Consider the following 26,296-nt stretch of genomic DNA (forward strand, 5'->3'; position numbering starts at 1 on the left):
CCAGAGGCGGCGCGATCACCGAACCTCACAACAACCCTCCCCACCGTCATTCCCGCGAACGCGGGAATCGGGGGCGTTTCGCCCCGAACGCCGGAAACCCCGACCTTTCGTCCTTGCAACCCAACGCCACCGCCCCACTCAATACAGATCCGTCGGATCCACATCCAGCGACCAGCGCACGCGCCGGGCTTCGGGCAGCGCCTCGACCTGCGCCAGCGCCGCCTGCAGCGCCGCGTGCAGGCGCGGGCGCTGGGCCGAGGAGAGCAGCAGCTGCATGCGCTGGAAGCCGGCCCGGCGCGGCATCGGCGCCGGCATCGGGCCGTGCAGCTCCAGGCCGGCATCGGCCTGCGCCAGCGCCGCGCGCACCGCGCGCAGGAAGGCCTGGACGTGCTCGATCTTCTTGGCCTCGGCGCGGAACATCGCCAGGTGCGCGAACGGCGGGAAGCCTGCCTCCTCGCGCTGGGCCAGCTCGGCCTGGGCGAAGGCGCGATAGCCGCCGGACAGCAGCGTCTCCAGCAGCGGATGACCGGGATGGTGGGTCTGCAGCCACACCTGGCCGGGGCGCGCGGCGCGCCCGGCACGGCCGGCGACCTGGATCAGCAACTGGGCGAGCTTCTCGCCGGCGCGGAAATCGGCCGAGAACAGGCCCTCGTCCACGCCGACCACCACCACCAGCGTCAGCAGCGGCAGGTCGTGGCCCTTGGCCAGGATCTGCGTGCCGACCAGGATGCCGGGCCCGTCGCCGAGCGTGGCGAAGGCCTGCTCCAGCGCGTCCTTGCGCTGGGTCGTGGAGCGGTCGATGCGCAGCACCGGCACCTGGGAAAAGGTATCGGCCAGCAGTTCCTCCAGCCGCTCGGTGCCCACGCCCTGCGGCTGCAGCGCCAGCCCGCCGCAGTCCGGGCAGGCCAGCGGCGCGCTCTGGCGATGGCCGCAGTGGTGGCACTGCAGGCGACGGCCGGCGGCGTGCACCGTCATCGGCGCGTCGCAGCGATGGCAGTGCGCGCTCCAGCCGCAGTCGTGGCACAGCAGCACCGGCGCGTAGCCGCGGCGGTTCTTGAACACCAGCACCTGGCCGCCGGCCTGCAGCTGCGTGGCGATGGCCGCAAGCGTGTCGGGCGACAGGCCCGCGGCCAGCGGGCGCTTGCGCACGTCGACCACGCGCACGCTGGGCGCCTTGGCCGCGCCGGCGCGCGTGGACAGGCGCAGATGCGCGTAGCGGCCGGCCTCGGCGTTGTGCAGGGTCTCCAGCGAGGGCGTGGCGCTGCCCAGGACCACCGGCACGTCCAGCGCCTTGCCGCGCACCAGGGCGAAGTCGCGGGCGTGGTAGCGGATGCCGTCCAGCTGCTTGTAGCTGCCGTCGTGCTCCTCGTCGATGACGATCAGCCCGGCCTCGGGCAGCGGCACGAACACCGCCGAGCGCGTGCCCACCACGACGCGGGCCTCGCCGCGCAGGCAGGCGGCCCATGTCAGCGCGCGTTCGCCGTCGGCCAGGCCCGAATGCAGCGCGTACACCTCCACGCCCAGCCGCGCGCGGAAGCGCGCCAGTGTCTGCGGGGTCAGGCCGATCTCCGGCACCAGCACCAGCGCCTGCCGGCCGCGCGCCAGGCAGGCGGCGATGGCGTGCAGATAGACCTCGGTCTTGCCCGAGCCGGTCACGCCCTCCAGCAGGATCGGGGCGAAGCCCTGCGCGGGGATGGCGGCTACCGCCGCCTGCTGTTCGTCATTGAGCACCGGGCCGGGCTGGGGATCGCGTGCGCGGCTGCGCGGCGGCTGGGCGACACGCTCGGCCAGGCCGCGCTGCTGCAGGCTGCGCGCGGCGGTGCGCCAGCCGGGGTGGAGGTCGTCGAGCTGCCATTCGGCCAGGCCTTCGCCGCGCAGGCGCTCGGCCAGCAGGCGCGGCTGGCTGCCGGCGCGCAGGCGGTCCAGCGCGGTCATGCCGGCCTCGGTCAGGCGCCAGCCCCAGGCCTCGCGCACCGGCAGCGGCTCGCCGTGGCGCAGAGGGCCGGGCAGGGCGGTGGCCAGCACCTCGCCCAGCGGGGCGTGGGTGTAGGCGGCCAGCCACTGCAACGAGCGCGCCAGCTCGCCGGCCAGCAGCGGAGCCGGATCCAGCACGGCCAGCGCGGTGCGCAGCTCGCCCGGGGCGGCGCCGGCGGCGACCACCTCGGCCACCACACCGACCAGTTCGCGATTGCCGAACGGCACGCGCACCCGCCGGCCGACATCGTCCTGGCCGACGGCGTGGCCGGGGGGCGGCAGGTAATCGAAGGCCTGCCGCAGGGGAACGGGCAAGGCGACGCGGAGCAACAGGGCGGACATCGCGGGCAAGTGTAGGGCACCGGTCACATCGCACCTCTGGTTGTGCAGTTGCGGCAGGAACCTGTCTGCCAGGTGACGAAACCCACGCAACTGGCCGACACACATGGGAAAACCGCCTTATCCACACCGCCTGTGGATAAGGCTGTGCATCACGCCGCTGCTCCACGCCAAATCAGCCGTCTTTTCTGGGCGGGCGTCATATTGGTGAAAAAAACGCCAAGGCCAATTAGTCAATTAAAATCAATCACTTGAGCGTGGAACAGGCGAAAAGTGGGCCATTGTGTAGGCGGCCGAAGGGCCCGGATGACGCCGCTTTGGATGCTGTGCACAACCATCGATTCGTCAAGCCCTGAAGAATCCCGGGAAATTTGAATGTTTGGCCAATGTCAAGGGTTTTGTTGACGAACCCAACCGGACCATCGCCGCCTATCATGCGTATGTCACACGCCGCCGCCGACCGATCCTGACTTGAATATGCCCGCCGATGTCCCCGCCGCGCTCTCAGCCTTCCTGCGCGGCGTCGAACGCCGCGGCATCGTCCTGGCCGAGCTGCAGTGCGGCCGCCGCGAGACCGGCGAGATCGCCATGGCCGCGGCCCTGCGCGCCTTCGGCCAGTACGCCAGCGAGCAGCCGATGGCCGAGTGGCCGCGCGGCTTCTGGTCGCTGCTGGCCTCGGCCCCGCCGCTGCGCCAGGCCCACCCCGAGGCGCGCTGGCCGCAGGAGATGGACTGGCTGGCCGACCTGTCCGACAGCGACCGCCTGGCCCTGCTGCTGCGCCTGGCCGCCGGCCTGGACGAGGAGGACGCGGCCGCCGTCATGGGGATCAACCAGGTCGGCTATCGCGGCGCGCTGACCCGCGCCTGCCCGCGCGACGAGGCCGGCCAGCCCGACGCGGCCGCCTGGCGCGCGCTGGCCGAGGCGATCCAGCAGCATCTGCGCGCGCTCTCGCCCGAGCGCCTGGCCCATCTGAGCCGGCTGCGCGAGGCCCTGGCACCGGACGTGCCCGAGCCGGCGCCGGCCAGGGTCGCGCCCGAGCCGGTCCAGGCGCCGTCTCCGTCGCCCGCGCCGCGCCGCCCGCGCGCGGCGGCCGCAAGGCGTCCTTTCCCCTGGCGCCAGGTGCTGATTGCCGCCGCCGTCCTGCTGGTGCTGGCCGCCATCGCCGGTGGCTGGTGGTACCTGCACCAAGGCCGGCTGGCCGCGCCGGCGACCGTCGGCGCCCAGGGCGGCGGGGACGGCGCCCAGCCGCTGCGCGACGAGGCCCAGGTGCAGGTCGAGCCGCTGTCGCGCGACGACGAGGCCGACAAGCGTTTCAGCCAGGCCGAGGCGGTGCTGACCCATCCGGATTTCGACGCGCTGATGGACCCGCAAGGGCTGGCGCTGGCGCAGCGGGCCGGGTTCCTGGCCTGGTACGCGGCCGCGCCACAGGACCGTCAGCGCGAGGCCGCCGAGGCCATGAACGCCCCTGCGGAGGCTCGCGATGCGGCGCAGTAAGCCCCTCGTGGCCCTGGCCGTGGCGGCCGTGCTGGGCCTGGCGACCTCGGTGCTGCTGGCCCAGGCGAGCGACGAGCAGGCGCTCACGCCGGCGATCCAGGCCGCGCGCGCCGCGCGCCTGGCGGCGCTGAGCACGCCGGCGCGGCACGCCTTCGCCGACCGCATGGTCGCCTGGGACCGTCTGCCGCCGCTGGAGCGCGCCAGGCGCCGGGCCGAGTACGCCGACTGGCTGGCCCTGGACCCGGCCACCCGCAGCCGGCTGCAGCAAGCCGCCGCGACCCTGGCCACGCTGCCGCCGGCGCAGCAGCAGGCGCTGCTGACCCGGTTCGGGCAACTGGACCAGAGCGAACAGGCCGGCTGGCGCCTCGGGCCCGACCTCGGCGCCGACTTCGCCCGCCTGCAGCCGCTGCTGGCCTACATGCCGCAGGCGGAGATCGCGCCGATGCGCGCGGTGCTGCGCCAGCTGACCGCGCCGCAGCGCGCCGATCTGGCCGTGCTGGCCCAGCGCACGCCGCCGCAGGACCGCGATGCCCTGCGCCAGGCGCTCATCGCCGCCGACCCCGCCGGTCGCGGGCAGTGGCTGCAGGAGCGGCTGCGCCACTAAAGCGGCGCGCCTGCCCCAAGGATGGATGGCAGGCCTCAGTGGGTGATGCTGGAGAACATCGGCACCAGCGAGAACATGCCCACCAGGATGAAATACAGCACGCCGATCACCCCGTACTTGAGCGTGGTCAGCCACCACGCTTCGCCGTAGACGCGGCGCTGGGTCAGCCACAGATAGACCGGCAGCCACAGCGCCAGCAGCACGCGCAGCACGCCCAGGGTCCGCGCCAGCCAGCCGGCGCTGGCGGGCAGGGCGTCGCCGATCAGCATCAGCACGAACATCGCCAGCAGCGCGAGCACCAGGAAGGCGTGGCTGTAGAGGCCGACCACCAGATGCTCCAGATAGCCGCGTCCGCTGCCCAGGTAGCACAGCTTCAGCAGCAGCGCGAAGGCCGGCACCAGCACGAACAGCGCACTGGGGATCGCGGCCAGGAAGACGTGCACGAACTCGCCCGGATCGTCGCTGTAGCGCTGCAGATTGAGCCGGGCGCGCTCGACCTTGGCATTGAGCCAGCGGTTGGCGAAGCCGGGCAGGGCGTCGATGTGGATCTGTTCGTTCGTGGTGCGGCTGGCCGGCTCGGGTGCTTCGGGCTCGCGGGTGCTTTGCGCGTGCTCCGCTGCGCCTGCCTCGGGCGCGAGCGTGGCCGGCTGGCTCGGGTCGAGCTGATGCAGGCGCGCCTGCGCATCGGCGCGCAGCTTGCGTTCGCCCATGGTCATGGCCCGGGCGGCGATGGAATCGGCGGCGACCTGGGTCCTGGCCTCGCGCAGGGCGGCGAGCTTCTCGTCGCGGCTGGCCTCCACCGCCGCGACCGTGGTCTGCGCGCCGAACTGGCCCGGATCGGCGATCAGCTCGGGCCGCTCCCAGGCGCCGTCCTGCACGCCGCGCAGCATCGAGCCGATCTCCTTGCCGCCGTCCACATGCACCGCGTACTGGGCCACGAAGAAGGTCAGCACGCTCAGCACCACGAACAGCCGCAGCGGAGGCACATACGGCGCGCGGTGGCCGCGCAGGAAGCGCACCGGCAAACGCCCCGGGACGATCAGCTCGCGCAGCGTGCGCACGATGCGCCCGTCCAGGTGCCAGAACGACTCGAACACCTCCTCCACCGCATGGCCGAAGCTGCGCAGCGGGTTGTGCGCCGGCTGGCCGCAGGCATGGCAGTAATGGCCGGCAAGCGGAGTGGCGCAGTTGTCGCAAGCGGCGGACGTGTGTCCGCCGGGCTGTGTGGTCATCGAAGCGGCGCCCCTTTCCCCAAGGTCGGCCGGTAAGATAGCGGCCCTTCCCGGCCCGATGCCAGCGCCCATCCCGCGCGCGATCGCAGCCGCTGTGCGTGTTTCCATGTCCGCCCCTTCCTTGCCCGCGCCGGGCCTTGCGCACGAGATGCGCAGCACCGGCCGCCTGGCGCTGCCGCTGGTCATCGGCCATGTCTCGGCCGGCCTGGTCGGCTTTGTCGACAACGTCATCGCCGGCCACCACGGCACCGCCACCCTGGCCGCCGTCACCACCGGCACCGCGCTGATGTGGCTGCCGCTGATGGTGCCGATCGGCACGCTGGTGGCGCTGGCCGCATCGGTGTCGCACCACGACGGCGCCGGCGAGCACGACCGCATCGGCCCGCTGTTCCGCCAGGCGCTGTGGCTGGCGGCGGGGCTGGGTCTGGCGATGTTCGTGTTCCTGAGCCTGATCCCGCACGCGCTGGCGCCGATGGGCATCGCGCCGGAGATCGTCCCGGGCGCGCGCGACTTCCTGCACGGCATCCGCTGGGGCATGCCGGCGATGGCCGCCTACCTGTGCATGCGCAACCTGAGCGAGGGCATGCACTGGACGCTGCCGACGATGGTGCTGGGCTTCGGCGGGCTGTTCCTGCTGGCGCCGCTGGGCTACGGGCTGGCCTTCGGTGCCTGGGGCCTGCCGGAACTGGGCGCCGGCGGGCTGGGCATCGCCTCGGCGGTGATGATGTGGGCGCAGTCGCTGCTGTTCCTCGCCTATCTGGCGCGCTCCAGGCGCTTCGCCCCGCTGGGGCTGTTCGCGCGTTTCGAACCGCCGCGCTGGGCGCAGATCGCCCCGCTGCTGCGCACCGGCCTGCCGATCGGGGTGACGGTGCTGATGGAGGGCGGGCTGTTCATCAGCACCGCGCTGCTGATCGCGCGCCTGGGCGCGGTGCCGGCGGCGGCGCACCAGATCGCGATCAACCTCTCGGCGATCTGCTTCATGGTGCCGATGGCGCTGGCCGAGGCGACCACGGTGCGCGTGGGCCATGCGCTGGGCCGGCGCGACGCGCACGGCGTGCGCCGCGCGGTGCGCGCCGGCTACGCCATCGTGCTGGGCACGCAGACCTGTTCGGCGCTGGTGCTGGCCCTGTTCCACAACCAGATCGTGGGCATTTATACCGACGATCTGGCCGTGGCCGCGCTGGCCGGCAGCCTGCTGGTGCTGGCGGCGATCTTCCAGTTCCCCGACGGCATCCAGGTGATGTCGGCCGGCGCGCTGCGCGGGCTCAAGGACACGCGCGTGCCGATGCTGCTGGCGGCGCTGGCCTATTGGGGCGTCGGCATGCCGGCCGGCGCGACGCTGGGCCTGGGGCTGGGCTACGGTCCGCGCGGGATGTGGGTCGGCCTGACCATCGGCCTGACGGCCGCGGCGGTGATGATGGCCCTGCGCCTGCGCCGGAGCACCGCGCGCCTGGTCTGAAGGCGGGGCCGGCCGGCTGAACAGCCGTGCCGTGACGTGTGGGGCATGCCGCGGCGGCGCGGCTGCGACTAAGCTGATGCACCGTTTGTCGAACGAGCCCCCAGCGCCCATGAACCAACCCGTCCGCCGCGATCCGATCAGCCGATTCTTCATCGGCCTGTGGGACGTGATGAATTTCACCCGACGGCTGATCTTCAACCTGGTCTTCTTCGGCCTGCTGTTCCTGATCGGGGTGCTGGTGATCGTGGCCCTGGCCAAGGGCGGTGGCCCCAAGCCGCTGCAGGACCGCACCACGCTGGTGATCGCCCCCGACGCGGCGCTGGTGGAGCAGTACTCGTCCGACCCGGCCAGCCGCGCGCTGTCCAAGGCCTTCGGCCAGGCCGGCGGCGAGGTGCAGCTGCGCGACCTGCTGCGCGCGCTGGAGGTGGCCAAGACCGACCGCAGGATCGAGCGGGTCTTCGTCGATTTCGACAAGCTGCGGGCCAGCGGCTATGCCTCGCTGCGCGAGGTCGCCGCCGCGCTGGCCGACCTGCGCGCCTCGGGCAAGCAGATCCTGGCCTTCAGCGAGAACATGAGCCAGGGCCAGTACCTGCTGGCCGCGCAGGCCAACGAGGTCTATCTGGACCCGATGGGCAGCGTGGAGATCACCGGCCTGGGCCGCTACCGCCAGTACTTCCGCGAAGGCCTGCAGGACAAGCTGGGCGTGGACGTGCACCTGTTCCGCGTGGGCGAGTACAAGTCCGCCGCCGAGCCCTACATCCTGGACGCGGCCTCGCCCGACGCCAAGGAAGCCGACCTGTTCTGGATGAACGATGTGTGGGGCCGCTACCTGGCCGACGTCGGCAAGGCGCGCAAGCTCTCGCCCGAGGCGGTGAGCGCCGGGGTGACCAACCTGCCGGCCGAGGTGACCGCCACCGGCGGCGACCTGGCCAAGGTCGCCCTGCAGCAGAAGCTGGTCGACGGGCTGAAGACCTGGCAGGACGTGCAGCAGCTGCTGATCGAACGCGGCGTGGCCGATGAGGACGACGCCGACAAGTCCGGCCTGGGCTTCCGCCACGTCACGCTGGAGCAGTACCTGGCGCAGCTGCCCGCCAAGCCGGCCGCGCTGGACGAGCGCCCGCAGGTGGCCGTGGTGGTGGCCTCCGGCGAGATCAGCTCCGGCGATCAGCCGGCCGGCCGAATCGGCGGGGAGAGCACCTCGGCCCTGCTGCGCACCGCGCGCGAGGACGACAAGGTCAAGGCCGTGGTGCTGCGCGTGGATTCGCCCGGCGGCGAGGTGTTCGCCTCCGAGCAGATCCGCCGCGAGGTGGTCGCGCTGCAGGCCGCCGGCAAGCCGGTGGTAGTGTCGATGGGCGACCTGGCTGCCTCGGGCGGCTACTGGATCAGCATGAATGCCGACCGCATCTATGCCGATCCTTCGACCATCAGCGGCTCGATCGGCATCTTCGGCCTGGTGCCCAACTTCACCCGTGCGCTGGGCAAGATCGGCGTGCATACCGATGGCGTGGGCACCACGCCCTTCGCCGGCGCGTTCGACCCGACCAAGCCGATGGATCCGCAGGTGAGCCAGATGATCCAGTCGGTCATCAACAAGGGCTATGCCGACTTCACCGGCCGGGTGGCCGCCGCGCGCCACAAGAGCGTAGAGCAGATCGACCAGATCGCCCGTGGCCGCGTGTGGACCGGCCAGCAGGCCATGGAACGCGGCCTGGTCGATCAGATGGGTGGGCTGAAGGACGCCATCGCCGATGCCGCCGCGCGCGCCAAGCTGGGCGCGGCCGACAAGTACCGGGTGCAGTACGTGGAGAAGGAGCTGTCGCCGTTCGAGCAGTTCCTGGCCAATGCGGCCGGCAGCCCGATGGGCCAGGCGCTGGTGGGCCGTTCGGACCTGGCCAGAGCCTGCTGCTCAAGGCTGCGCCGCACACCGCCGAGCAGCTGAAGTTCGTGCAGGACGCGCTGGAGCGCAAACCTGGCGGCAAGCCGGTCAGCGAGCTGGCGTATTGCTTCTGCGGGCTGTGAAAGGAGATGCCATGAAGACGACCGATTTCGACAGCCGCGACCTTGCCCAGGCCAATCACCGGATCGTGGCGGAGGGAGAATCCCTTCCCAGCGTCCGCCTGAAGGACGGCAGCCGGGTCCAGACCGGCACCGTGGGCGCGATGCTGCAGAACGTCGTGCGCTACAACGCCGGCGAGCGCGGCGAGGTCGAGCGGGAACTGGAGCTGGCGGTGCCCACGTTGATCAAGGTGGGGTTGTTCGACTTGTTCACGCCCGAGGAATGGATGGCCGGCGACAACCCCGGCCGTCGCCTGCTGGGCGAGTGGGCGCTGCAGGCGCTGCAGCGCGCCGAACAGGGCTGACGCGTCACTGGCCTTCGGCGGCCTCGATCTGCTTGTCCTGCGCGTCCTTGGCCTGCTGCAGCTGGCCCTCGACGGCCTTGGCCTGGTCCAGCGGCCGGTGCAGGGCCTGGACCGCGGCGGTGCTCTGCGGCGTGGGCGGTTTGTCCGGCTGCGGCGCGGCCGGCGGGCTGCAGGCCGCGAGCGCGCCCAGGCAGGCGGCGCACAGCAAGCGAAGGCACAGGGATGCGGACATGGCGGCTGCCTCGCGAGGGATGCGTGGCTATCCTACGCCGACGCCATCGCCGAGCGCGCCATGCCCCCTCGCTACACGCTGATCGAAGCCGTCCCGACCGTCGCGGTCTACCGCGCGCTGCGCGTCGGCGCGGGGCTGAGCGCGAAGACCGAAGAAGCCGCGGCCAAGGGGCTGCCCCAGTCCTGCTTCGCCGTGCAGGTGCTGTGCGACGGTGAGCCGGTGGGCATGGGGCGCGTGATCGGCGACGGCGGCTGCTTTTACCAGGTCGTCGACATCGCCGTGCTGCCGGCGCATCAGGGACAGGGCCTGGGTAAACGCATCATGGCCGCGATCGCTGACTACTTGCGCCTGCAGGTGCCGGCCAGTGCCTATGTCAGTCTGATCGCCGATGGCCAGGCGCATCGGCTCTATGCGCAGTTCGGGTTCGCACCGACCGCGCCGGCATCGATCGGCATGGCCCTGGTGCGCTGAAGGAGAACGCGATGTCCCATCCCCACCGCTGGCGCCTGGAAGGACAGCTCGCCCTGGTGACCGGCGCCAGCGCCGGCATCGGCCTGGCCGCCGCGGCCGAACTGCTCGCGCTCGGCGCCGACGTGCTGCTGGTCGCGCGTGACGCCGACGCGCTGGAGGCCGCGCGCGACGAGCTCACCGATGCCCACCCGGAGCGGATGATCGAGGGCTTCGCCGCCGACGTGGCCGACGACGAGGAGCGGCGTGCGCTGCTGGACTGGGTCGAGGACCAGGGCGAGGGGCTGCACATCCTGGTCAACGCCGTCGGCGCCGGGGCCAACGGCAGCCTGCTGGATCTGGACGAGGCGACCTGGCGGGCGGTGTTCGAAACCGGGCTGTTCTCCGCCTTCGAACTGTGCCGCTATGCGCAGCCGCTGCTGGCGCGGCACCCGGCCAGCAGCATCGTCAACGTGGGCGCGGCCAGCGGCCTGCGCGCGGTGCGCGGCGCCACGGTCGAGGGCATGGCCAAGGCTGCGCTGCACCAGATGACGCGCAGCCTGGCGGTGGAATGGGCGCAGGACGGCATCCGCGTCAACGCGGTCGCGCCCTGGGCCATCCGCACGCCCCGCACCGCCGCGCGCCTGGCTTCGCCGGCGCAGCACGAGCGCGTGCTGGCGCGCACGCCGCTGCAGCGCCTGGGCGAAGCGGAGGAGGTGGCCGGCGCGATCGCCTTCCTGTGCCTGCCGACGGCGGCCTACATCACCGGCGTCTGCCTGGACGTCGACGGCGGCTTCGGCTGCAGCGGCTTCTGACCAGCGCTCGCGAATCCCTACGTTCGCAGCGCTCAGCCCCCTCCCTTGCGAAGCAGGGGAGCTCGAAGTCGCGGCTAGCGACTGAGGGGGAGGGGTTGGCTTTTGTTGTTGCGTTTGCGGTTGCCTGCAGCGAGAAGCCACAGCAAACGCACCCCACCCCCTCAGTCGCTAGCCGCGACTTCGAGCTCCCCTTCGCTTCGCGAAAGGGAGGGGGCAGAAGCCAAAGCCAAGACGCACTCAGACAGAAGCTGGTGCAGGCACTGGCCGATCTGCGCAAAAGCCAAATCAAGACAAAAGCCTGGAGTTGAGCTGGCGGGCAAACCATTCCGTTCGCGCGAATCCGCCCCCTCCCTTGCGAAGCAGGGGAGGGCTGGGGAGGGGTTGGCTTTTGATGTTGCTGTTGTTTCTGCCGACGGCGAGAAGCAGCAGCAAAAGCACCCCACCCCTCAGTCGCTAGCCGCGACTTCGAGCTCCCCCTTCGCTGCGCGAAAGGGAGGGGGCAGAAGCCTAGGCGGGCTTTTTGCGGGCGCGGCTGCGAGAGGATTTGGGCGGCTTGGCGCCGCTGGGAAGGCGGGGGGTGTCGGCCTCGGGGTCGGTGCCGCCCTGCAGCTGGGCCATCCACGACAGCGCATCGACGTAGCCAAGGAAGTGCTGCAGATAGCCAGGCGCGGTGTCGTGCATCAGCGTCAGGGCGCGGTGCACCAGCAGGTGCGAGTTCAGCGGACCCGAATCTTCCGGCGCCGGCTCCAGCGACTGGCGCAGCTGGCGCGCCGTGCGCACCTCTTCCCACAGGCGCTGGAACTCGTCCAGCGCCGGCAGCTGCGGATAGGACGCCGCGGCAGGCCGCATTGCCCCCGTGGCCTCACGCGCGGTGGAGGCGTGTGCCCGGGACTGGCCTGGCTGGCGATGGTGGTGATCCTGCGCGGACGTCGGGCCGGAGGGCGCAAGCGGAGCAGGCGCAGCATGCGCCTCATCGCGCGCGTCGAATCGCTGCTGCGCGCCGGCATGCAAGGCATCGAGCAGTTCGGCCAGCGGGCTGGCCACGCTCACGGCCTGGCGGGACGTTCTGCGCTTGCGCGCCCGGGCCTGCTCGACGCGCGTGCGGTACTCGGCCAGCAGCGCAGCCAGGCGCGCTTCCAGCAATGCACGGGTCGCGCCGGTCTGCGCCTGGGTGCGCGCGGCCAGGGCGTCGAGCAGGGCGAAGCGCACCGGGTCGATGCGGTCGGCGCCCTGCGCGCGCCAGCGTTCCAGTTGGCCCAGCGCCGCCTGCACGTCAGGGCGTCGCGGCGGTCTTGGACGGGCGCGGCATCGGCGCGATCTCCACGCGGCGGTTGCGCGCGCGGCCCTCGGCGTCGTCGTTGGAGGCTACCGGCTGTTCGGAGCCGAACGCGGCGGCGAACACGGAGGACGCCGGCACGCCCTCGGCGATCAGCGTGCGCGTCACCGTCAGCGCGCGCTGGGCGGACAGCTCCCAGTTGTCGGCGTAGCGCAGGTTGTCGTCGTGGATCGGGCGGTCGTCGGTGAAGCCGCTGACCATCAGCACCTCGTCGCGCGCGTGCAGGTACTGGCGCAGCGGCGCGGCCAGGCTGTGCAGTACCTCGCGCCCCTCCGGTTGCAGCTGGTCGGAGTTGAGCGCGAACAGCACGTTGCCGCGGATGCCGATGCGGCCATCGACGAGGGTCACGCGGCCGGCAGCCAGCGGACCGGCCAGCGCCTGCTCCAGCGCCTGGCGCCGGTGCGCCTCTTCGTCCAGCTTGCTCGACAGCTGCAGCTGCACGGCGATCACGCCGACCAGGATCAGCACGAAGGCGCCCAGCAGCACCGACATCAGATCGCCGAACGCCGCCCACACCGGCGTGCCGGCGCCTTCGTCCAGCTCGATCTCCCCACTCATGCCGCCGCGCTCTTGGCGTCGCCCAGCTGGCGCAGGTCCTCGATGATCTGGCGCTGCGAGAGCAGGCTCAGGTCGATCACTTCGCGCGCCTGGGCCACGTAGTAGGCCAGCTGCTCATCGCTGCGCGCCAGCGACTTGTCCAGCGCCTGTTCGATGCCATGCAGGCGCTCGGTCAGTTCCGCGTTGGCCTGGCCGAACTGGGCCACCGCCGCGCCGAAGGCATCGCCCAGGCTGGCCACTTCGGTGGCGCTGGCGCCGACCTGCGCGGCGGCCTGTTCCAGCTTGCCGGTCTGCGCCTCGACGTGGTCGGTGAAGCGCGTGCCGACGCGTTCCAGCAGCTGCGCCGAGGTGGAGACCAGGGCGTCGATCGCGCCGCGCTGCTCGGTGGAGGCGTGGTTGACCGCGTCCAGCAGCGTGTCCAGCGTGGACATCAGCTGGTTGCGTTCGGCCAGCAGCTCGGTGTCGCGCACCATGGAATCGGAGAGCTTCTGGCGCAGTTCGGCGATGACCTCGGCCGCCGCGCGCGGCGCCTCGGCGGCGGCATCGACCAGGCGCGTGATCTGGGCGATGGTCTCCTGCGCATGCGTCTGCGCCTGGCCGGTGATCGCCTCGGCGGTCTGCGCCAGGGTGTCGCAGATGGCCTGCTGGCGCTGCGCGGTCTCGGCGCCGGCCTGTCGCCATTCCTCGCGCAGCGCCTGATGGGTCGAGGCGAGCGCCTCGGACCAGGCGGCCAGGCGCTGCTCGTCCTGGGCGGCCAGCGCGTCCTGCAGCGCGCTGTGCGAGCGGGTCAGCGTCTGCGCCACGGTGGCGGTGTGCTGGTCGAAGGCCGCGGCCGCCTCGCGCAGCTGATGCGCGTGCTGCTCGGCCTGCTGGGCCAGGGCCTCGCGCAGCTGCTGCTGAGTGTCCTCGGCGCTGCGCGCCACGGCGCCGGCGTGCGTGTCGAAGGCGCTGGCCGCCTGCGCGCTATGCCACGCGAACGCGGCGCTGGCCGCCTCGAGCTGCGCGCCGCCGCGTTCGGCCTGGGCGGTCAGCGTGTCGTGCAGCTGCGCCTGCGCCTGGCGGGCGTGGTCCAGCAGCGCGGCGGCGTGGGTCTGGAACGCGGCCCCGGCCTGCTCCAGCGCCTGCGCGTGCTGCGCGGCCTGGGCCGCGTGCAGCTCGCGCTGCTGGGCCAGGGCCTGGGTCCACTGTGTGTCGAGCTGCTGCGCGGTGCCGTCCAGGCGCGCGCCGATGGCCTCGACCGTGCGCGTGGCGTGCGTGGACAGGGCCTGGCCGGCGCCGTCCAACGCCTGCTGCAGGGCCTCGACCTGCGCGGCGTGGGCCTGGCGCTGCGCATCGAGCGCGGCGGTCCAGGCGTCGCGGGCCGCGCTGGTGGCGCCGGCGAAGCCCTTGTCCAGCGCGTCGAGCTGCTGCTGCACCGCCTCGCGCACGCTGGCCTGCAGCGTCTGCGCGTCGCGCGTCAGGCCGGTGAGGGTGCGTTCGACCACCGGCTGCAGCGCGGCGTTCACCGCCTGCGCGCTGTCGGCGACGCTGGCGGCCAGCGCGCGGGCCAGCACCTCGCTCAGCTGCACGTGCGCCGCCTCGGTCCGGGCATGCAGGACCTCGTGGCGTTCGACCAGCTGCGCGTGGGTGGTGCTGCTGTGGGTCTGGATGGTCTGCATCAGCGCGCCGAGCTGCTCGATCAGCTGCGGCATCAGCGCGGTCTGCGCCTGCTGCAGGCGGAAGGCCTCCTCCTGCCGATGCGCGCGCGAGTGCGGATGCAGCGTGGTGGCGATGGCCGCATCCAGCCGCTGCACGGCCTCCAGGCGCTCGCGCCGGCACAGCGCCGAGAGCAGGCCCAGCATCGCCGAGGTCGCCACGCCGGCGATCGAGGTGCCGAAGGCGAAGCCCAGGCCCTTCACCGGCGCGGCCAGCGAGCCGCGCATGGCCTGCAGGTCGATCGCGCTCTCCAGCGCCAGGCCGGTGCCGCGCAGCGTGGCCATCATGCCCAGCAGCGTGCCGAGCATGCCCAGCAGCACCAGCAGGCCGGTCAGGTACGGCGTCAGCGTCGGCGCCGGCAGGGCCACGCGCGCACCTTCGATGCGCAGCCGCACCGGCTGGCGCAGGCTGGGGGCGAGCCGTTCCAGCCAGGCCGCCACGCCGGAGGCCGCGGTGGGGTCCTCGGCCAGGGCCAGCTCCAGCGTGCGCGTGGCCTGGCGGTAGCGGTGGAGCTCGATCGCGCCGGCGATGTAACAGGCGGCGATCACCAGCGACACGGCCACGCCCAGCGCGTTGTTGCCGAGGTAGCCGGCGCCGACCCAGGCCACGGCGAGCAGGCCCAGGAGGAAGACGATCAGGTTCAGGACGGTTCTTGGCATGAAGGCATCAACGAAGGCGTGAGCGCCGCGAGCAGCGCATCGATCGGTTGGAAGCGCAGGTCCAGCTCGGCCAGCAGCGCGCGCTGCATGTCCTGGGCGAAGGTCTGCAGCCAGGCAGGCATCTGCCCGGCGTCGGTTGGGATGGCGCTGGCCGGGACGGCGTCGGCCTCGGCCGGGCGCAGGCGCAGGAAGTGCTGTTCCAGCAGCGCCGGGGCCGCGGCCAGCGCGGTCTGCTCACGCGGGCTCAGGGTCGATTCCATCACCGCGTCGACCTCGGCCAGCCGCGCCAGCGCCGCCGGGCCGTGGCCGAGCATGTCGCGCAGGCGGCCGCGCAGCAGGCCGGTGGTGGCCAGCATGGCCCGCTGGTGGGCCAGGTAGCGTTGGCGGAACACGGCGAAGTCCACGGCCAGGTCCAGGCTTATGCCTTCGCCGGCAGCCTTGTCCAGGCGCCGCTGGATGGCCGCGGCCAGCTCGCGGTCCTCGCGGATCGCCGCGGCCAGGGCCGCGCGCTGGGCATGGCAGGCGTCGGCCTCGGCGGCGTCGAAGCGCGGGCCGTCGGCGGCCGGCGGCGGCGCGCCGTCCAGCGCCCGCGACAGGGCGACCGCGCGGTTCCAGTCCACCCACTGCGCCAGCCGCTCGGGCAGCGCCGGCGGCGGGGCCGGCACGGCGACCTGGCCCAGCCGCGCGAGCAGGCGCACGAAGGCCGGGCCGGGGACAGGCCCGTGTTGTCGGGGTTTGGCCATGGAGGGGCGCGGTGGGCGCACTGAAAAAGACGGCGATTTTACACGGCCGGCCCGGCGGACCCGGACGGGCCCGCCTGGGAGGTGCCGGCGCACCGGGGAGGCGCGCCGGCAAGGCCTCATGGCCGCCGCGGCCTGTCCGCACCCTGCTGGACTCGCACAGCCGGGGGTCTTGGCCGCACTGGAGGGGGCAGGAGCTGATTCGAGCCAGCCCGTGCCAGCCTGCACTCCAACGCAATGACAGCTGTCACTGGAGGGCGTGCCGGCGCACGCGCACGATGGCGCCGCCCCTTTCGGAGAACACGCCCATGTCCGCATCGCTTCGCGCCGGTCGCTACGGCATCGACGCGCCCTATGCCCCGCTCGGCATGCTCGCAGGCGCCGTGGCCTGTGCGGCCGTCGCGGTGTTCGTGGCGCCGCAGTGGTGGGGGAGCGCCATCATCCTGACGCTGATGGCCGGGCTGTATCTGCACACCACGCGGCGCGGCAAGTTCCTGCGTCTGGCAGCGCCTGCTGGCCGCGCAGCCGTGGCGCGGCGACGAGCGGGTGCTGGACCTGGGCTGCGGCCGCGGCATGGTGCTGCTGGATGTCGCGCGCCACCTGCCGCGCGGTCGCGCGGTGGGCGTGGACATCTGGAGCAGCAAGGACCAGTCGGGCAACGCCATGGCGGCCGCGCTGGCCAATGCCGAAGCCGAGGGCGTGGCCGCGCGCGTGGAGCTGCACACCGCCGACATGCGCCGCCTGCCGTTCGCCGATGCCAGCTTCGATGCGGTGGTCTCCAATGTGGCCATCCACAACATCGCCACACGCGAGGGCCGCGCGCAGGCCATCGACGAGGCCTGGCGCGTGCTGCGCCTCGGCGGCGTGCTGCTGCTGGCCGACATCAACAAGACCGAGGACTACGTGGCCAGGCTCGCCACCCACGGCGTGACCGCCACGCGCCGCAGCCTGGGCTGGCGCATGTGGTGGGGCGGCCCGTGGGTGCCGACGCGCGTGGTCGAGGTGCGCAAGCCTGCTGCGGTGCGCGTGATCGGTAGAGCGGAGCTTGCTCCGCTGGGGCTTTCCCGATGATCCGGTCCAAAGGCAGGGGAGTCCCCAAGCGAGGATTGCCACAAGCTCCGCTCTACAAAAGGAGGCCGCGACGCGATCAGTAGAGCGGAGCTTGCTCCGCTAGGGCTTTCCCGCGAACTGAACGAAGGGCAGCGGAGCAAGCTCCGCTCTACAAAGGGGGGGTGCGACTTGATCGGAAGAGGCGGTGGCTCCCACCTAGGGGTCTTACTTGGCTAGCTTGCCGTCACGCTCAGTCCGCGCGGCGCGGTGACTTCCGGGGCGTGGCGATGCGGATCCAGCCGGGTGACGAAGACCTGCTCGACGCACCATTCGCCCTTGTATTCGTCCTCGCGCCGGTGCGAGGGCGTCATGCCTGCCCGCTGCAGCAGCGCCAGGCAGGGCAGATTGCGCAGGTCGCTGGCGGCATGGATCTCCACCAGGGACGGGAGGCAGGCGAGCCGTTCCAGCAGGCCGCGGACGCAGGCCGTGCCATGGCCCTGTCCCTGCGCGTCCGGCGTGATGCTCAGTCCGAACTCGGCCTGCGTGGCATCGGCCGACAGCCACACTCCGACATCGCCGATCAGCGCGTCGTCCTGCGCGCGCGCAAGCGCCAGCTGCCGCCAGCCATCGGGCACCAGGACGTCGTGTCCGGCCTGCTCGCGCAGGAAGGCCTCGCAGGCCGGGCGGTCCATCGGCGGCCAGCCCTGGAAGCGGGCCACCGCCGGATCGCGGCGATAGGCGTGGAAGGCGTCCAGATCGTCCAGGCGCAGCGCGCGCAGGCGCAGCCCGGCGAAGATGTAGGGAAACAGGTCGAAGGTGTGCATGGTCTGTGGGGCGCGGGCGCTCAGCGCGGCCCGGTCAGCTTGATCTCGAACAGCTTGGGCCAGCGCTTGCCGGTGACGAAGATGCGGTCGCCCTGCGCGTCGTAGGCGATGCCGTTGGGCACGTCGTCGTTCGGGTCGGGCAGCTTGCGGTAATCGAACAGGCCCTTGAGGTCGACCCAGCCCACCACCGCGCCGGTGGCCGGATCGATGCGCGCGATGCGATCGGTCATCCACACGTTGGCCCACAGCTGGCCCTTGATCCATTCCAGCTCGTTGACGCGCTGCAGCGGCTTGCCCTCGACGGTGACGGTGATGCTGCCGGTCTGCTGCAAGGTGTCCGGATCGAGCACGCGGATGACCGGCGTGCCGTCGCTCATGTACAGATGCGTCTCATCGCGGGTCAGCGCCCAGCCTTCGCCCGGATAGCGGAAGCTGCCGACGATGTCCAAGGTCGCCAGGTCGCGGATCGCGCCCACGCCGCTGCGCCAGGTCAGCTGCAGCAGCTTGCCGTCGTGCGCGACGATGCCCTCGCCGAAGTATTGCGGCGGCAGCGCCGCCTCCTGCAGCACCTTGCCGGTGGCCAGCTCCACCTTGCGCACCACCGACTCGCCCAGCTCGCCGGTGCTCTCGTACAGCGCGCCATCCAGATAGAACAGCCCCTCGGTGAAGGCCTGCGTGTCGTGCGGATACGTCTTGACCGCCTTGACGCCATACACCGGCACCCGCGCGCAGGCGGGCAGGGCGAAGAGCGCCAGCAGCAGCGCGAAAGCCGGGCGCAGGGTGGAGGCGGGCATTAACTGCATCGGATGGACGGTCGAGGAGCGAGGCGGCAGCTTAGCCCAGCGCAGGCGGTTGACGAGCGCTTTCAACTCATCCGGACGCCGCCCTTCAGCCGCGCGCTAACGCGCCGCGCCCGATGCGCTCAGCGCCTGAGCGTGGGCGAACAGCAGCTTGAGGATGGCCACATACGCCTTCTCGGTGTCCTGGCCGGCGGTGTTGGTGAAGAACACGATGCCGGTCCGCAGATCGGGCGTGGCCAGCATCTCGGTCTTCAGGCCGGGGTCGCTGCCGCCGTGGCCCACGTACCGGGTGTTGAACTTGGTCTGCCAGAACAGGCCGGAGTTCTTCTCGGCGATGTCGACATTGGCCGGCTTGTGTTCGGCCGTGAACTGCAGGCGCAGCATTTCATCCACCGAGGACGGCTTCAGGATGCGCGCACCGTTGGCCTGGCCGCCGCTGAGCAGGGCGATGAAGAACTTGGACAGGTCGTCGACCGAGGTGCGCAGGCCGCCATCGGGCCAGGTCGTGCCGGTGTAGGGCTGCAGCGCGACGGCGATGCCGTCCTGCGACAGGTACAGCGTGGCGCCCTCGCGCAGATCGCGCGGTTGGAGACGCCAGTGGGTGCTGTCCATGCCGAGCGGGCGGAAGATGCGGTCCTCGGTGTAGCGATCCAGCGGCTGGCCGGTGGTGCGCTCGATGATGTAACCGGCCAGCCCGGCGCCGATGTTGGAGTAGTCGCGCTCGGTGCCGGGCGCGGAGGCGTTGTAGTTCTCAGCGCTGTAGTCGGCGCCGCCCGGCACGAAGTAGCCGCGCAGGAAGTCGCCCAGCGGCTGCGGCGCATTGCGGCCGAAGTGGTAGCTCGCGGCATACACGTCCCAGCGATCGGTGATGCTGGAGGTGTGCGTGGCGATCTGGCGCAGCGTGATCGGGATGTCGGGATGGCGCGGGTTGCGCACCTGGAACGGCAGGTAGCCATCGATGTCCGCGTCGACGCTGAGCTTGCCCTCCTCCTGCGCGCGCATCATCGCCGCGCCCACGACGGTCTTGCTGATGGACGCGATGTTCATGACGGTCGCGGTGGTGAACGGACGCCCGCTCTCGCGGTCGGCCAGCCCGTAGGCGCCGCGCCAGGCCACCTTGCCGTCCACGATGACCGCGGCCCCCACGCCGACCAGCCCGCCGTCGCGCATCTGCTGCTCGATCGCCGCATCGATCGAGGTCGCCTGGGCGGCAGGTTCGGCGCTGCGCTCGGCGGCGCGCGCGTCGGCCAGACACAGCGGGCCGCCAGCAAGCGACACGGTCAGCAGCGTGAGCAGCGTCTTGCGCAAGTACATGCGGAACCTCCCTGTTGGAGCCGCGAGCGTCTCAGCCACGGCATCGCCGCCGCGTCTGCCGGAAGTCACTTCCGCGGGCATCCTGGCCGATCCGTCAGCAATGCGCTGCCCGTGCCCCGCGGCGGCACGCTCGGGCGGCCACCCTTCAGCGCGCCACCGCACCCAGCTGCGGCAGCGCGGGGAAGGCGCGCTGCAGGCAGTCGCTCCACTCGCAGGTGCGGCAGCCCGGGCCGATGGGCACGGCCGATTCGGGGCGGATGTCGATGCCGCGCGCGTAGACCAGGCGCTCGGCGTGGCGCAGGTCGCAGCCCACCGTAACGGCGAAGGTCTTGCGCGGCTGGCCGTAGCCGACCGGGCCGGTGCTGACCTGCCGGGCCAGCCAGAAGTGGCGGCGGCCATCGGGCAGGCGGGTGACCTGGGTCAGCACGCGTCCGGGCTGGTTGAAGGCCTCGTACACGATCCACAGCGGGCAGGAGCCGCCGACCTGGGAGAAGTGGAAGTCGGTGGACGAATGGCGCTTGGACACGTTGCCGGCGCGATCCACGCGCATGAAGAAGATCGGCAGGCCCGGCGCGCCCTCGCGCTGCAGCGTGGACAGGCGATGGCACACCGCCTCGAAGCCCACGCCGAAGCGGTGCGCCAGCCATTCGATGTCGTAGCGGCTCTGCTCGGCGCTGCGCAGGAACTCGCCGTAGGGCATCACCAGCGCGCCGGCGAAGTAGTTGGACAAGCCGATGCGCGCCAGCGCCACGCGCTCGGCGTCATCGAAACCGGCGCGCGCGGTCAGCGCGGCGATCAGGCCGGGGTGTTCCAGCAGCACCAGTTCGGCGGCCATCTGGAAGGCCTGCTGGCCCGGGCGCAGGTAGTCGGGCAGGTGCAGCACGCGCGCGGCCGTGTCCAGGCGGCGCTTGATCTGGCCGCCGCCGTGGACCTCGACCAGCACGCCGTGGCGGTCGGCCAGGCGCTGGCGCAGGCGCGGCGCGGTGTGGCCGGGCACCAGGCCCAGTTCGTCGAACAGGCCCTCGGCCAGCGTGTCCAGCTCGGGGATGTGGTTGCGCAGGCGGTTGAAGTAATCGCGCACCTGGTCGCCGGGCGGCAGCAGGGCCGGCGCGCCGGAGGTCGCATCGCCGATCTGCAGCTCCAGCGCCGCGGCGCGCTCGCGCAGCGCGCGATGCTCGCGGTGCAGGTCCAGCAGCGCATGGGCGACCTGGGGCAGGTTGCCGGCCAGGGCGCGCAGCTCGGCCGTGGTCACGCCAGGCCGGTCCAGCGCGACCAGGGTCTCGTGCAGCGGGTCGATCAGCGCGGCCGGGTCGTCGGCGTCGAACAGGCCGGCGGTGTCCTGCAGGACCTGGCGCAGGCGCTGCTGCACGGCCGGGGTCAGCGGGCGCTTGTTGCGCTCGATCTGGTTCAGATAGCTGGGTGACAGGCCCAGCGCCTGGGCCAGCTGGGCCTGGGACAGGCCGTGGCGCTGGCGCAGGCGCTGCAGGCGCAGGCCGAGTTCGAGGCGGCGGTGGGGGCTCATCTTCGCAATCTTCGCAGAAATCCGCCCGGTCATTGGCCGGATTAAGCAGAATTGGGGCTGAAATCGGCCCCGATCTTGCGAAAGATGCGAATCCTGTCATTCGCCATCGCCTGAAAGGCCGCCCCATGAACGCCGAGCTCCCACGCGTCGCCCTGCTGATCGACGGTGCCTTCGTCGAATCGCGCACTTCCACCTGGAAGGACATCGTCAATCCGGCCACGCAGGAAGTGCTGGGGCAGGTGCCCTTCGCCACCGTGGACGAGGTGGACCGCGCCGTGGCCGCCGCCAAGGAGGCCTTCAAGACCTGGCGCAGGACGCCCATCGGCACCCGCGCGCGCATCTTCCTCAAGTACCAGCAGCTGATCCGCGAGCACATGGGCGAGCTGGCGGCGATCCTCACCGCCGAGCAGGGCAAGACCCTGCCCGATGCCGAGGGCGACGTGTTCCGCGGCCTGGAGGTGGTCGAACACGCCGCGGCCATCGGCAACCTGCAGCTGGGCGAGCTGGCCAACAACGTGGCCAACGGCGTGGACACCTACACGCTCATGCAGCCGCTGGGCGTGTGCGCCGGCATCACCCCGTTCAACTTCCCGGCGATGATCCCGCTGTGGATGTTCCCGATGGCCATCGCCACCGGCAATACCTTCATCCTCAAGCCCTCCGAACAGGACCCGATGGTGACCATGCGCCTGGTCGAACTGGCGCTGGAGGCCGGCATCCCCAAGGGCGTGCTCAACGTCGTCCACGGCGGCGAGGAGGTGGTCAACGCCATCTGCGATCACCCCGACATCAAGGCGGTGTCCTTCGTCGGCTCGACCAGGGTCGGCACGCATGTCTACAACCGCGCCTCGCTGGCCGGCAAGCGCGTGCAGTGCATGATGGGCGCCAAGAACCACGCCGTCGTCCTGCCTGATGCCAACAAGGAGCAGACGCTCAATGCGATGGCGGGCGCTGCGTTCGGCGCGGCCGGCCAGCGCTGCATGGCCGCCTCGACGATGGTGGTGGTCGGCGCGGCGCGCGACTGGATCCCCGACCTGGTCGAGAAGGCCAAGACGCTGAAGGTGGGTCCGGGCAACGCCAGCGGCGTGGACGTGGGCCCGCTGATCTCCACTGCCGCGTGCTCGCGCGTGGAATCGCTGATCGAGTCGGGCATCGCACAGGGCGCCAAGCTCGAACTGGACGGCCGCAAGCCGCAGGTCGAGGGCCACGCGCAGGGCAACTTCGTCGGCCCGACCATCTTCTCCGGCGTCAAGCCGGGCATGCGCATCTACGACGAGGAGATCTTCGGGCCGGTGCTGGTGATCGTGGAGGTCGACACGCTCGATGAGGCCATCGCCTTCGTCAACGCCAACCCCAACGGCAACGGCACCGCGGTGTTCACCCAGTCCGGCGCGGCCGCGCGCCGCTTCCAGGAAGACATCGACGTGGGCCAGGTCGGCATCAACGTGCCGATCCCGGTGCCGGTGCCGCTGTTCTCCTTCACCGGTTCGCGCGCTTCCAAGCTGGGCGACCTGGGTCCGTACGGCAAGCAGGTGGTGCTGTTCTACACCCAGACCAAGACGGTGACCGCGCGCTGGTTCGACGACGACACGCTCAGCCACGGCGTCAACACCACGATCAGTCTCAAGTGAGCCTTCGCACAAGGGCGATGCCATGAACGCAGTCATGAAACTCCCGCACGACGCGGCCGAACTCACCGAGGAGCAGCAGGCCTTCCGCGAGGCCGCGCGCGACTTCGCCGACAAGGAATTCGCCCCGCACGCCGCGCACTGGGACGCCGAATGCATCTTCCCGCGCGAGGCCATCGCCAAGGCCGGCGAGCTGGGCTTCTGCGGCCTGTACTCGCCCGAGGCCGTCGGCGGGCTGGGGCTGTCGCGGCTGGATGCGGCGGTGGTGTTCGAGGAGCTGGCCAGCGTCGATCCCTCGACCTCCGCCTTCATCACCATCCACAACATGGCCACCTGGCTGATCGCCAGCAACGCCACCCCGGCCGTGCGCGATGCCTGGTGCCCGGGGCTGGTCGCCGGCGAGAAGCTGGCCTCCTACTGCCTGACCGAACCGGGCGCGGGCTCGGATGCGGCCTCGCTCAAGACCCGCGCCGTGCGCGAGGGCGACCACTACGTGCTCGACGGCGCCAAGGCCTTCATCTCCGGCGCCGGCGCCACCGACGTGCTGGTGGTGATGGCGCGCACCGGCGAGCCCGGCGCGCGCGGCATCAGCGCCTTCGTCGTGCCGGCCGATGCGGAAGGCATCAGCTACGGCCGCAAGGAAGAGAAGATGGGCTGGAACAGCCAGCCCACGCGCGGCATCACCTTCCAGGGCGTGCGCGTGCCGGCCGCCAACCTGCTGGGCCAGGAGGGCGACGGCTTCCGCCTGGCGATGAAGGCGCTGGACGGTGGGCGCATCAACATCGCCGCGTGCTCGCTGGGCGCGGCCCAGGGCGCGCTGGATGCGGCGCGCCGCTATCTGGGCGAGCGCAGCCAGTTCGGCAAGAAGCTGGGCGAGTTCCAGGCCCTGCAGTTCAAGCTGGCCGACATGGCCACCGAGCTGGTCGCCGCACGCCAGATGGTCCACACCGCCGCGCGCAAGCTCGACGCCGACGCGCCGGACAAGACCGTGTGGTGCGCGATGGCCAAGCGCTTCGCCACCGATGCGGGCTTCTCGGTCTGCAACGACGCGCTGCAGCTGCACGGCGGTTACGGCTACATCCGCGAGTACCCGGTCGAGCGCCTGCTGCGCGATTGCCGCGTGCACCAGATCCTGGAGGGCACCAACGAGATCATGCGCGTGATCATCTCGCGGCACCTGCTGAGCAGCGACGAGGCGCTACGATGAGCTGGCGCGACACCGAGCACACCGGGCTCAAGGTCCAGGCCGACGGCCATGTCGCCCTCGTCACCCTGTCCAACCCGCCGGCCAATACCTGGACCGTGCACAGCCTGGCCGCGCTGCGCGACCTCATCGCCGCGCTCAACGCCGACCGCGACATCTACGCGCTGGTGATCACCGGCGAGGGCGAGAAGTTCTTCTCGGCCGGCGCCGATCTGAAGCAGTTCGCCTCCGGTGACAAGGCGGCCGCGCGGGAGGCGGCGCGCCGCTTCGGCCAGGCCTTCGAGGCGCTGGCCGCGTTCCGGGGCGTGTCCATCGCCGCGATCAACGGCTATGCCATGGGCGGCGGGCTGGAGTGCGCGCTGGCCTGCGATCTGCGTATCGCCGAGGAGCACGCGCAGCTCGCCCTCCCCGAGGCGGCCGTCGGCCTGCTGCCGTGTGCGGGAGGCACACAGGCGCTGCCGCGGCTGGTCGGGGAGGGCTGGGCCAAGCGCATGATCCTGCTCGGCGAGCGCGTCGATGCGGCCACCGCGCTGCGCATCGGCCTGGTCGAAGAGGTGGTGCCGCGGGGAGAGGGCCGCGCACGTGCTCTGGACTGGGCGCGCAGCGCGGGCCGCCAGAGCCCGACCAGCGTGGCCGCATGCAAGGCGCTGGTGCAGGCCACGCGCAGCGGCAGCTTCGCCGCGGCGCTGGTGGCCGAACGCGAGGCCTTCGTCGATCTGTTCGACACCGCCGACCAGGCCGAGGGCGTCAACGCGTTCCTCGAGAAGCGCGCGCCGCAATGGACCAACGCATGAATCCGCACGACTCGGTGGTCGAGGCGCCGGTGCTGTTCGAGACCCGCGAGGGCGCAGGCGGCAAGCGCATCGGCATCGCCACGCTCAACGCGCCCAAGACGCTCAACGGCCTGTCGCTGGAGATGACGCGCCTGCTGGACGCGCAGCTGCGCGCCTGGGCCGAGGACGCCGCCATCGCCTGCGTGGTGCTGCAGGGCGCGGGCGAGAAGGCCTTCTGCGCCGGCGGCGACCTGCACGGCCTGTACCGCAGCATGCGCGAGTATCGCGATGGCGGCAGCGAGGACATCACCTCCAACGCGTACGCGGCGGCGTTCTTCGAAGAGGAATACCGCCTGGACTATTTCATCCACACCTATCCCAAGCCGCTGCTGTGCTGGGGCCATGGCATCGTGATGGGCGGCGGCATCGGCCTGATGTCGGGCGCCAGCCACCGCGTGGTCACCGAGCGCTCGCGGCTGGCCATGCCGGAGATCGGCATCGGCCTGTTCCCCGATGTTGGCGGCAGCTGGCTGCTGGCGCGCGTGCCGCGCGGGGCGGGCCTGTTCCTGGCGCTGACCGGCGCGCCGCTCAACGCCGGCGATGCGATCTACGCGGGCCTGGCCGATGTGTGCATCGACAGCGGCCGGCACGCCGCGCTGCTCGACGCGCTGGTCGCGCAGCCCTGGGACGAGGCGCCTGCGGCCAACCGCGCCGCGCTGACCAGGCTGCTGGCCGGCATGTCCATGGCGGCGCCGCCCGGGCCGCTGCAGTCGCATGCCGAACAGGTCGAGGCCCTGGTCGGCGCCGGTTCGCTGGAGCAGGTGGTGGCCGCCATCGGCGCCGCCTCCAGCGACGACGATCCGTGGCTGCAGACCGCGAAGGCCACGCTGGCCGCCGGTGCGCCGGGCTCGGCGCGCCTGGCCTGGGAACTGCAGCGCCGCGCCGCCGACCTGAGCCTGGCCGACACCTTCCGCCTGGAATGCATCGCCGCCCTGCATGTGGCCGCCCATGGCGACTTCGCCGAAGGCATCCGCGCGCTGCTGATCGACAAGGACCGCAAGCCGCGCTGGAACCCGGCCACCCTGGCCCAGGCCGACACGCAATGGGCGCAGGGCTTCCTCATCTCGCCCTGGCCCGCCGAGGCGCATCCGCTCGCCGACCTCGCATGAATACCCTGTAGAGCCGAGCTCGCTCGGCTGGGGCTCTACCGGGAGAGCACCAGCGAAGCTTGCCCGGC

The 26,296-nt window shown here is 71.8% G+C and carries 22 protein-coding genes and 1 pseudogene; 12 read left to right on the forward strand and 11 right to left on the reverse strand.

Annotated elements, in window-relative coordinates:
- Window positions 1–138: 138 nt before the first annotated feature.
- Complete coding sequence (locus ACFJIT_RS01395; protein WP_379654788.1) at window positions 139–2,316, reverse strand: primosomal protein N'; 2,178 nt, start codon at window positions 2,314–2,316, stop codon at window positions 139–141.
- Between the two features lie 474 nt (window positions 2,317–2,790).
- Here ACFJIT_RS01395 and ACFJIT_RS01400 point away from each other — a divergent pair, with 474 nt between their 5' ends.
- Together ACFJIT_RS01400 and ACFJIT_RS01405 are read left to right on the forward strand one after the other, a co-directional pair.
- Window positions 2,791–3,807 (forward strand): hypothetical protein, encoded by a 1,017-nt coding sequence (locus tag ACFJIT_RS01400; RefSeq protein WP_379655686.1) that lies wholly within the window; start codon window positions 2,791–2,793, stop codon window positions 3,805–3,807.
- A 7-nt stretch (window positions 3,808–3,814) separates the two neighbouring features.
- Window positions 3,815–4,411: a DUF3106 domain-containing protein gene (locus ACFJIT_RS01405; RefSeq protein WP_379654789.1), complete on the forward strand. Its 597-nt coding sequence runs from the start codon at window positions 3,815–3,817 to the stop codon at window positions 4,409–4,411.
- A gap of 35 nt (window positions 4,412–4,446) precedes the next feature.
- Here ACFJIT_RS01405 and ACFJIT_RS01410 read toward each other — a convergent pair whose 3' ends face one another.
- Window positions 4,447–5,643 (reverse strand): DUF3667 domain-containing protein, encoded by a 1,197-nt coding sequence (locus ACFJIT_RS01410; RefSeq protein ID WP_379654790.1) that lies wholly within the window; start codon window positions 5,641–5,643, stop codon window positions 4,447–4,449.
- A 106-nt stretch (window positions 5,644–5,749) separates the two neighbouring features.
- Here ACFJIT_RS01410 and ACFJIT_RS01415 point away from each other — a divergent pair, with 106 nt between their 5' ends.
- The 3 genes and pseudogenes from ACFJIT_RS01415 (at window position 5,750) to ACFJIT_RS01425 (ending at window position 9,462) form a co-directional block, all read left to right on the forward strand.
- Entirely contained in the window at window positions 5,750–7,102 is a 1,353-nt protein-coding gene (locus tag ACFJIT_RS01415; RefSeq protein WP_379654791.1) for an MATE family efflux transporter, read from the forward strand.
- A 109-nt stretch (window positions 7,103–7,211) separates the two neighbouring features.
- Window positions 7,212–9,121, forward strand: a pseudogene (sppA, locus tag ACFJIT_RS01420) (signal peptide peptidase SppA).
- 11 nt (window positions 9,122–9,132) lie between these two features.
- Window positions 9,133–9,462 (forward strand): hypothetical protein, encoded by a 330-nt coding sequence (locus ACFJIT_RS01425; protein ID WP_306995740.1) that lies wholly within the window; start codon window positions 9,133–9,135, stop codon window positions 9,460–9,462.
- Window positions 9,463–9,466: 4 nt separating this feature from the next.
- Here ACFJIT_RS01425 and ACFJIT_RS01430 read toward each other — a convergent pair whose 3' ends face one another.
- Window positions 9,467–9,694, reverse strand: coding sequence for a hypothetical protein (locus tag ACFJIT_RS01430; protein WP_379654792.1), 228 nt, complete (start codon window positions 9,692–9,694; stop codon window positions 9,467–9,469).
- Window positions 9,695–9,754: 60 nt separating this feature from the next.
- Here ACFJIT_RS01430 and ACFJIT_RS01435 point away from each other — a divergent pair, with 60 nt between their 5' ends.
- Together ACFJIT_RS01435 and ACFJIT_RS01440 are read left to right on the forward strand one after the other, a co-directional pair.
- Window positions 9,755–10,165 (forward strand): GNAT family N-acetyltransferase, encoded by a 411-nt coding sequence (locus ACFJIT_RS01435; protein WP_379654793.1) that lies wholly within the window; start codon window positions 9,755–9,757, stop codon window positions 10,163–10,165.
- An 11-nt stretch (window positions 10,166–10,176) separates the two neighbouring features.
- A complete protein-coding gene (locus ACFJIT_RS01440) occupies window positions 10,177–10,956 on the forward strand; it encodes an SDR family oxidoreductase (protein WP_379654794.1) in 780 nt (259 codons plus the stop codon).
- A gap of 507 nt (window positions 10,957–11,463) precedes the next feature.
- On the opposite strand, the gene ACFJIT_RS01445 is transcribed toward ACFJIT_RS01440, so the two are convergent.
- From ACFJIT_RS01445 to ACFJIT_RS01460, 4 genes are read right to left on the reverse strand one after another with little or no spacing between them, the layout of a single operon-like run.
- Window positions 11,464–12,228, reverse strand: a complete 765-nt coding sequence (locus ACFJIT_RS01445; RefSeq protein ID WP_379654795.1) for a DUF2894 domain-containing protein — start codon at window positions 12,226–12,228, stop codon at window positions 11,464–11,466.
- 1 nt (window position 12,229) lies between these two features.
- The gene (locus tag ACFJIT_RS01450) at window positions 12,230–12,850 is read right to left on the reverse strand and encodes an OmpA family protein (protein WP_379654796.1); all 621 of its coding nucleotides are present in this window, start codon (window positions 12,848–12,850) and stop codon (window positions 12,230–12,232) included.
- Window positions 12,847–15,204: a DUF802 domain-containing protein gene (locus ACFJIT_RS01455; RefSeq protein WP_379654797.1), complete on the reverse strand. Its 2,358-nt coding sequence runs from the start codon at window positions 15,202–15,204 to the stop codon at window positions 12,847–12,849. Before ACFJIT_RS01455 ends, ACFJIT_RS01450 begins: the two co-directional genes overlap by 4 nt.
- The gene (locus ACFJIT_RS01460) at window positions 15,186–15,947 is read right to left on the reverse strand and encodes a DUF3348 family protein (RefSeq protein WP_379654798.1); all 762 of its coding nucleotides are present in this window, start codon (window positions 15,945–15,947) and stop codon (window positions 15,186–15,188) included. The genes ACFJIT_RS01455 and ACFJIT_RS01460 overlap by 19 nt, the downstream gene beginning before the upstream one ends.
- 510 nt (window positions 15,948–16,457) lie before the next feature.
- On the opposite strand from ACFJIT_RS01460, the gene ACFJIT_RS01465 reads away from it, so the two are divergent.
- Window positions 16,458–17,015, forward strand: coding sequence for a class I SAM-dependent methyltransferase (locus tag ACFJIT_RS01465; RefSeq protein ID WP_379655687.1), 558 nt, complete (start codon window positions 16,458–16,460; stop codon window positions 17,013–17,015).
- A gap of 212 nt (window positions 17,016–17,227) precedes the next feature.
- Here ACFJIT_RS01465 and ACFJIT_RS01470 read toward each other — a convergent pair whose 3' ends face one another.
- The 4 genes from ACFJIT_RS01470 to ACFJIT_RS01485 form a co-directional block, all read right to left on the reverse strand.
- Window positions 17,228–17,818, reverse strand: a complete 591-nt coding sequence (locus ACFJIT_RS01470) for a GNAT family N-acetyltransferase (protein WP_379654799.1) — start codon at window positions 17,816–17,818, stop codon at window positions 17,228–17,230.
- Between the two features lie 20 nt (window positions 17,819–17,838).
- Window positions 17,839–18,612: a glutaminyl-peptide cyclotransferase gene (locus ACFJIT_RS01475; protein ID WP_379654800.1), complete on the reverse strand. Its 774-nt coding sequence runs from the start codon at window positions 18,610–18,612 to the stop codon at window positions 17,839–17,841.
- Window positions 18,613–18,717: 105 nt separating this feature from the next.
- Window positions 18,718–19,932, reverse strand: a complete 1,215-nt coding sequence (locus tag ACFJIT_RS01480; RefSeq protein WP_379654801.1) for a serine hydrolase domain-containing protein — start codon at window positions 19,930–19,932, stop codon at window positions 18,718–18,720.
- A gap of 145 nt (window positions 19,933–20,077) precedes the next feature.
- Window positions 20,078–21,454 carry a short-chain fatty acyl-CoA regulator family protein gene (locus tag ACFJIT_RS01485; protein WP_205953502.1) on the reverse strand — a complete coding sequence of 459 codons (1,377 nt, stop codon included), beginning with the start codon at window positions 21,452–21,454 and terminating at the stop codon, window positions 20,078–20,080.
- A 125-nt stretch (window positions 21,455–21,579) separates the two neighbouring features.
- Here ACFJIT_RS01485 and ACFJIT_RS01490 point away from each other — a divergent pair, with 125 nt between their 5' ends.
- The 4 genes from ACFJIT_RS01490 to ACFJIT_RS01505 are packed head-to-tail and all read left to right on the forward strand — an operon-like array spanning window position 21,580 to window position 26,228.
- Entirely contained in the window at window positions 21,580–23,085 is a 1,506-nt protein-coding gene (locus tag ACFJIT_RS01490) for a CoA-acylating methylmalonate-semialdehyde dehydrogenase (protein ID WP_379654802.1), read from the forward strand.
- Window positions 23,086–23,107: 22 nt separating this feature from the next.
- Entirely contained in the window at window positions 23,108–24,289 is a 1,182-nt protein-coding gene (locus ACFJIT_RS01495) for an acyl-CoA dehydrogenase family protein (protein ID WP_130516811.1), read from the forward strand.
- A complete protein-coding gene (locus ACFJIT_RS01500) occupies window positions 24,286–25,080 on the forward strand; it encodes an enoyl-CoA hydratase (protein WP_379654803.1) in 795 nt (264 codons plus the stop codon). The genes ACFJIT_RS01495 and ACFJIT_RS01500 overlap by 4 nt, the downstream gene beginning before the upstream one ends.
- Window positions 25,077–26,228, forward strand: coding sequence for an enoyl-CoA hydratase/isomerase family protein (locus ACFJIT_RS01505; protein ID WP_379654804.1), 1,152 nt, complete (start codon window positions 25,077–25,079; stop codon window positions 26,226–26,228). The genes ACFJIT_RS01500 and ACFJIT_RS01505 overlap by 4 nt, the downstream gene beginning before the upstream one ends.
- Window positions 26,229–26,296: the final 68 nt, after the last annotated feature.

The organism is Pseudoxanthomonas sp. UC19_8 (genome assembly GCF_042700505.1).
Taxonomy (GTDB): domain Bacteria; phylum Pseudomonadota; class Gammaproteobacteria; order Xanthomonadales; family Xanthomonadaceae; genus Pseudoxanthomonas_A; species Pseudoxanthomonas_A winnipegensis.

Excerpts from the sequence above, each read along its gene's own strand:
- ACFJIT_RS01395 (WP_379654788.1), bottom strand. The coding sequence starts at position 2,316 with ATGTCCGCCCTGTTGCTCCGCGTCGCCTTGCCCGTTCCCCTGCGGCAG.
- ACFJIT_RS01400 (WP_379655686.1), top strand. The coding sequence starts at position 2,791 with ATGCCCGCCGATGTCCCCGCCGCGCTCTCAGCCTTCCTGCGCGGCGTC.
- ACFJIT_RS01410 (WP_379654790.1), bottom strand. The coding sequence starts at position 5,643 with ATGACCACACAGCCCGGCGGACACACGTCCGCCGCTTGCGACAACTGC.
- ACFJIT_RS01415 (WP_379654791.1), top strand. The coding sequence starts at position 5,750 with ATGTCCGCCCCTTCCTTGCCCGCGCCGGGCCTTGCGCACGAGATGCGC.
- ACFJIT_RS01425 (WP_306995740.1), top strand. The coding sequence starts at position 9,133 with ATGAAGACGACCGATTTCGACAGCCGCGACCTTGCCCAGGCCAATCAC.
- ACFJIT_RS01430 (WP_379654792.1), bottom strand. The coding sequence starts at position 9,694 with ATGTCCGCATCCCTGTGCCTTCGCTTGCTGTGCGCCGCCTGCCTGGGC.
- ACFJIT_RS01435 (WP_379654793.1), top strand. The coding sequence starts at position 9,755 with ATGCCCCCTCGCTACACGCTGATCGAAGCCGTCCCGACCGTCGCGGTC.
- ACFJIT_RS01440 (WP_379654794.1), top strand. The coding sequence starts at position 10,177 with ATGTCCCATCCCCACCGCTGGCGCCTGGAAGGACAGCTCGCCCTGGTG.
- ACFJIT_RS01450 (WP_379654796.1), bottom strand. The coding sequence starts at position 12,850 with ATGAGTGGGGAGATCGAGCTGGACGAAGGCGCCGGCACGCCGGTGTGG.
- ACFJIT_RS01455 (WP_379654797.1), bottom strand. The coding sequence starts at position 15,204 with ATGCCAAGAACCGTCCTGAACCTGATCGTCTTCCTCCTGGGCCTGCTC.
- ACFJIT_RS01460 (WP_379654798.1), bottom strand. The coding sequence starts at position 15,947 with ATGGCCAAACCCCGACAACACGGGCCTGTCCCCGGCCCGGCCTTCGTG.
- ACFJIT_RS01470 (WP_379654799.1), bottom strand. The coding sequence starts at position 17,818 with ATGCACACCTTCGACCTGTTTCCCTACATCTTCGCCGGGCTGCGCCTG.
- ACFJIT_RS01475 (WP_379654800.1), bottom strand. The coding sequence starts at position 18,612 with ATGCCCGCCTCCACCCTGCGCCCGGCTTTCGCGCTGCTGCTGGCGCTC.
- ACFJIT_RS01480 (WP_379654801.1), bottom strand. The coding sequence starts at position 19,932 with ATGTACTTGCGCAAGACGCTGCTCACGCTGCTGACCGTGTCGCTTGCT.
- ACFJIT_RS01485 (WP_205953502.1), bottom strand. The coding sequence starts at position 21,454 with ATGAGCCCCCACCGCCGCCTCGAACTCGGCCTGCGCCTGCAGCGCCTG.
- ACFJIT_RS01490 (WP_379654802.1), top strand. The coding sequence starts at position 21,580 with ATGAACGCCGAGCTCCCACGCGTCGCCCTGCTGATCGACGGTGCCTTC.
- ACFJIT_RS01495 (WP_130516811.1), top strand. The coding sequence starts at position 23,108 with ATGAACGCAGTCATGAAACTCCCGCACGACGCGGCCGAACTCACCGAG.
- ACFJIT_RS01500 (WP_379654803.1), top strand. The coding sequence starts at position 24,286 with ATGAGCTGGCGCGACACCGAGCACACCGGGCTCAAGGTCCAGGCCGAC.
- ACFJIT_RS01505 (WP_379654804.1), top strand. The coding sequence starts at position 25,077 with ATGAATCCGCACGACTCGGTGGTCGAGGCGCCGGTGCTGTTCGAGACC.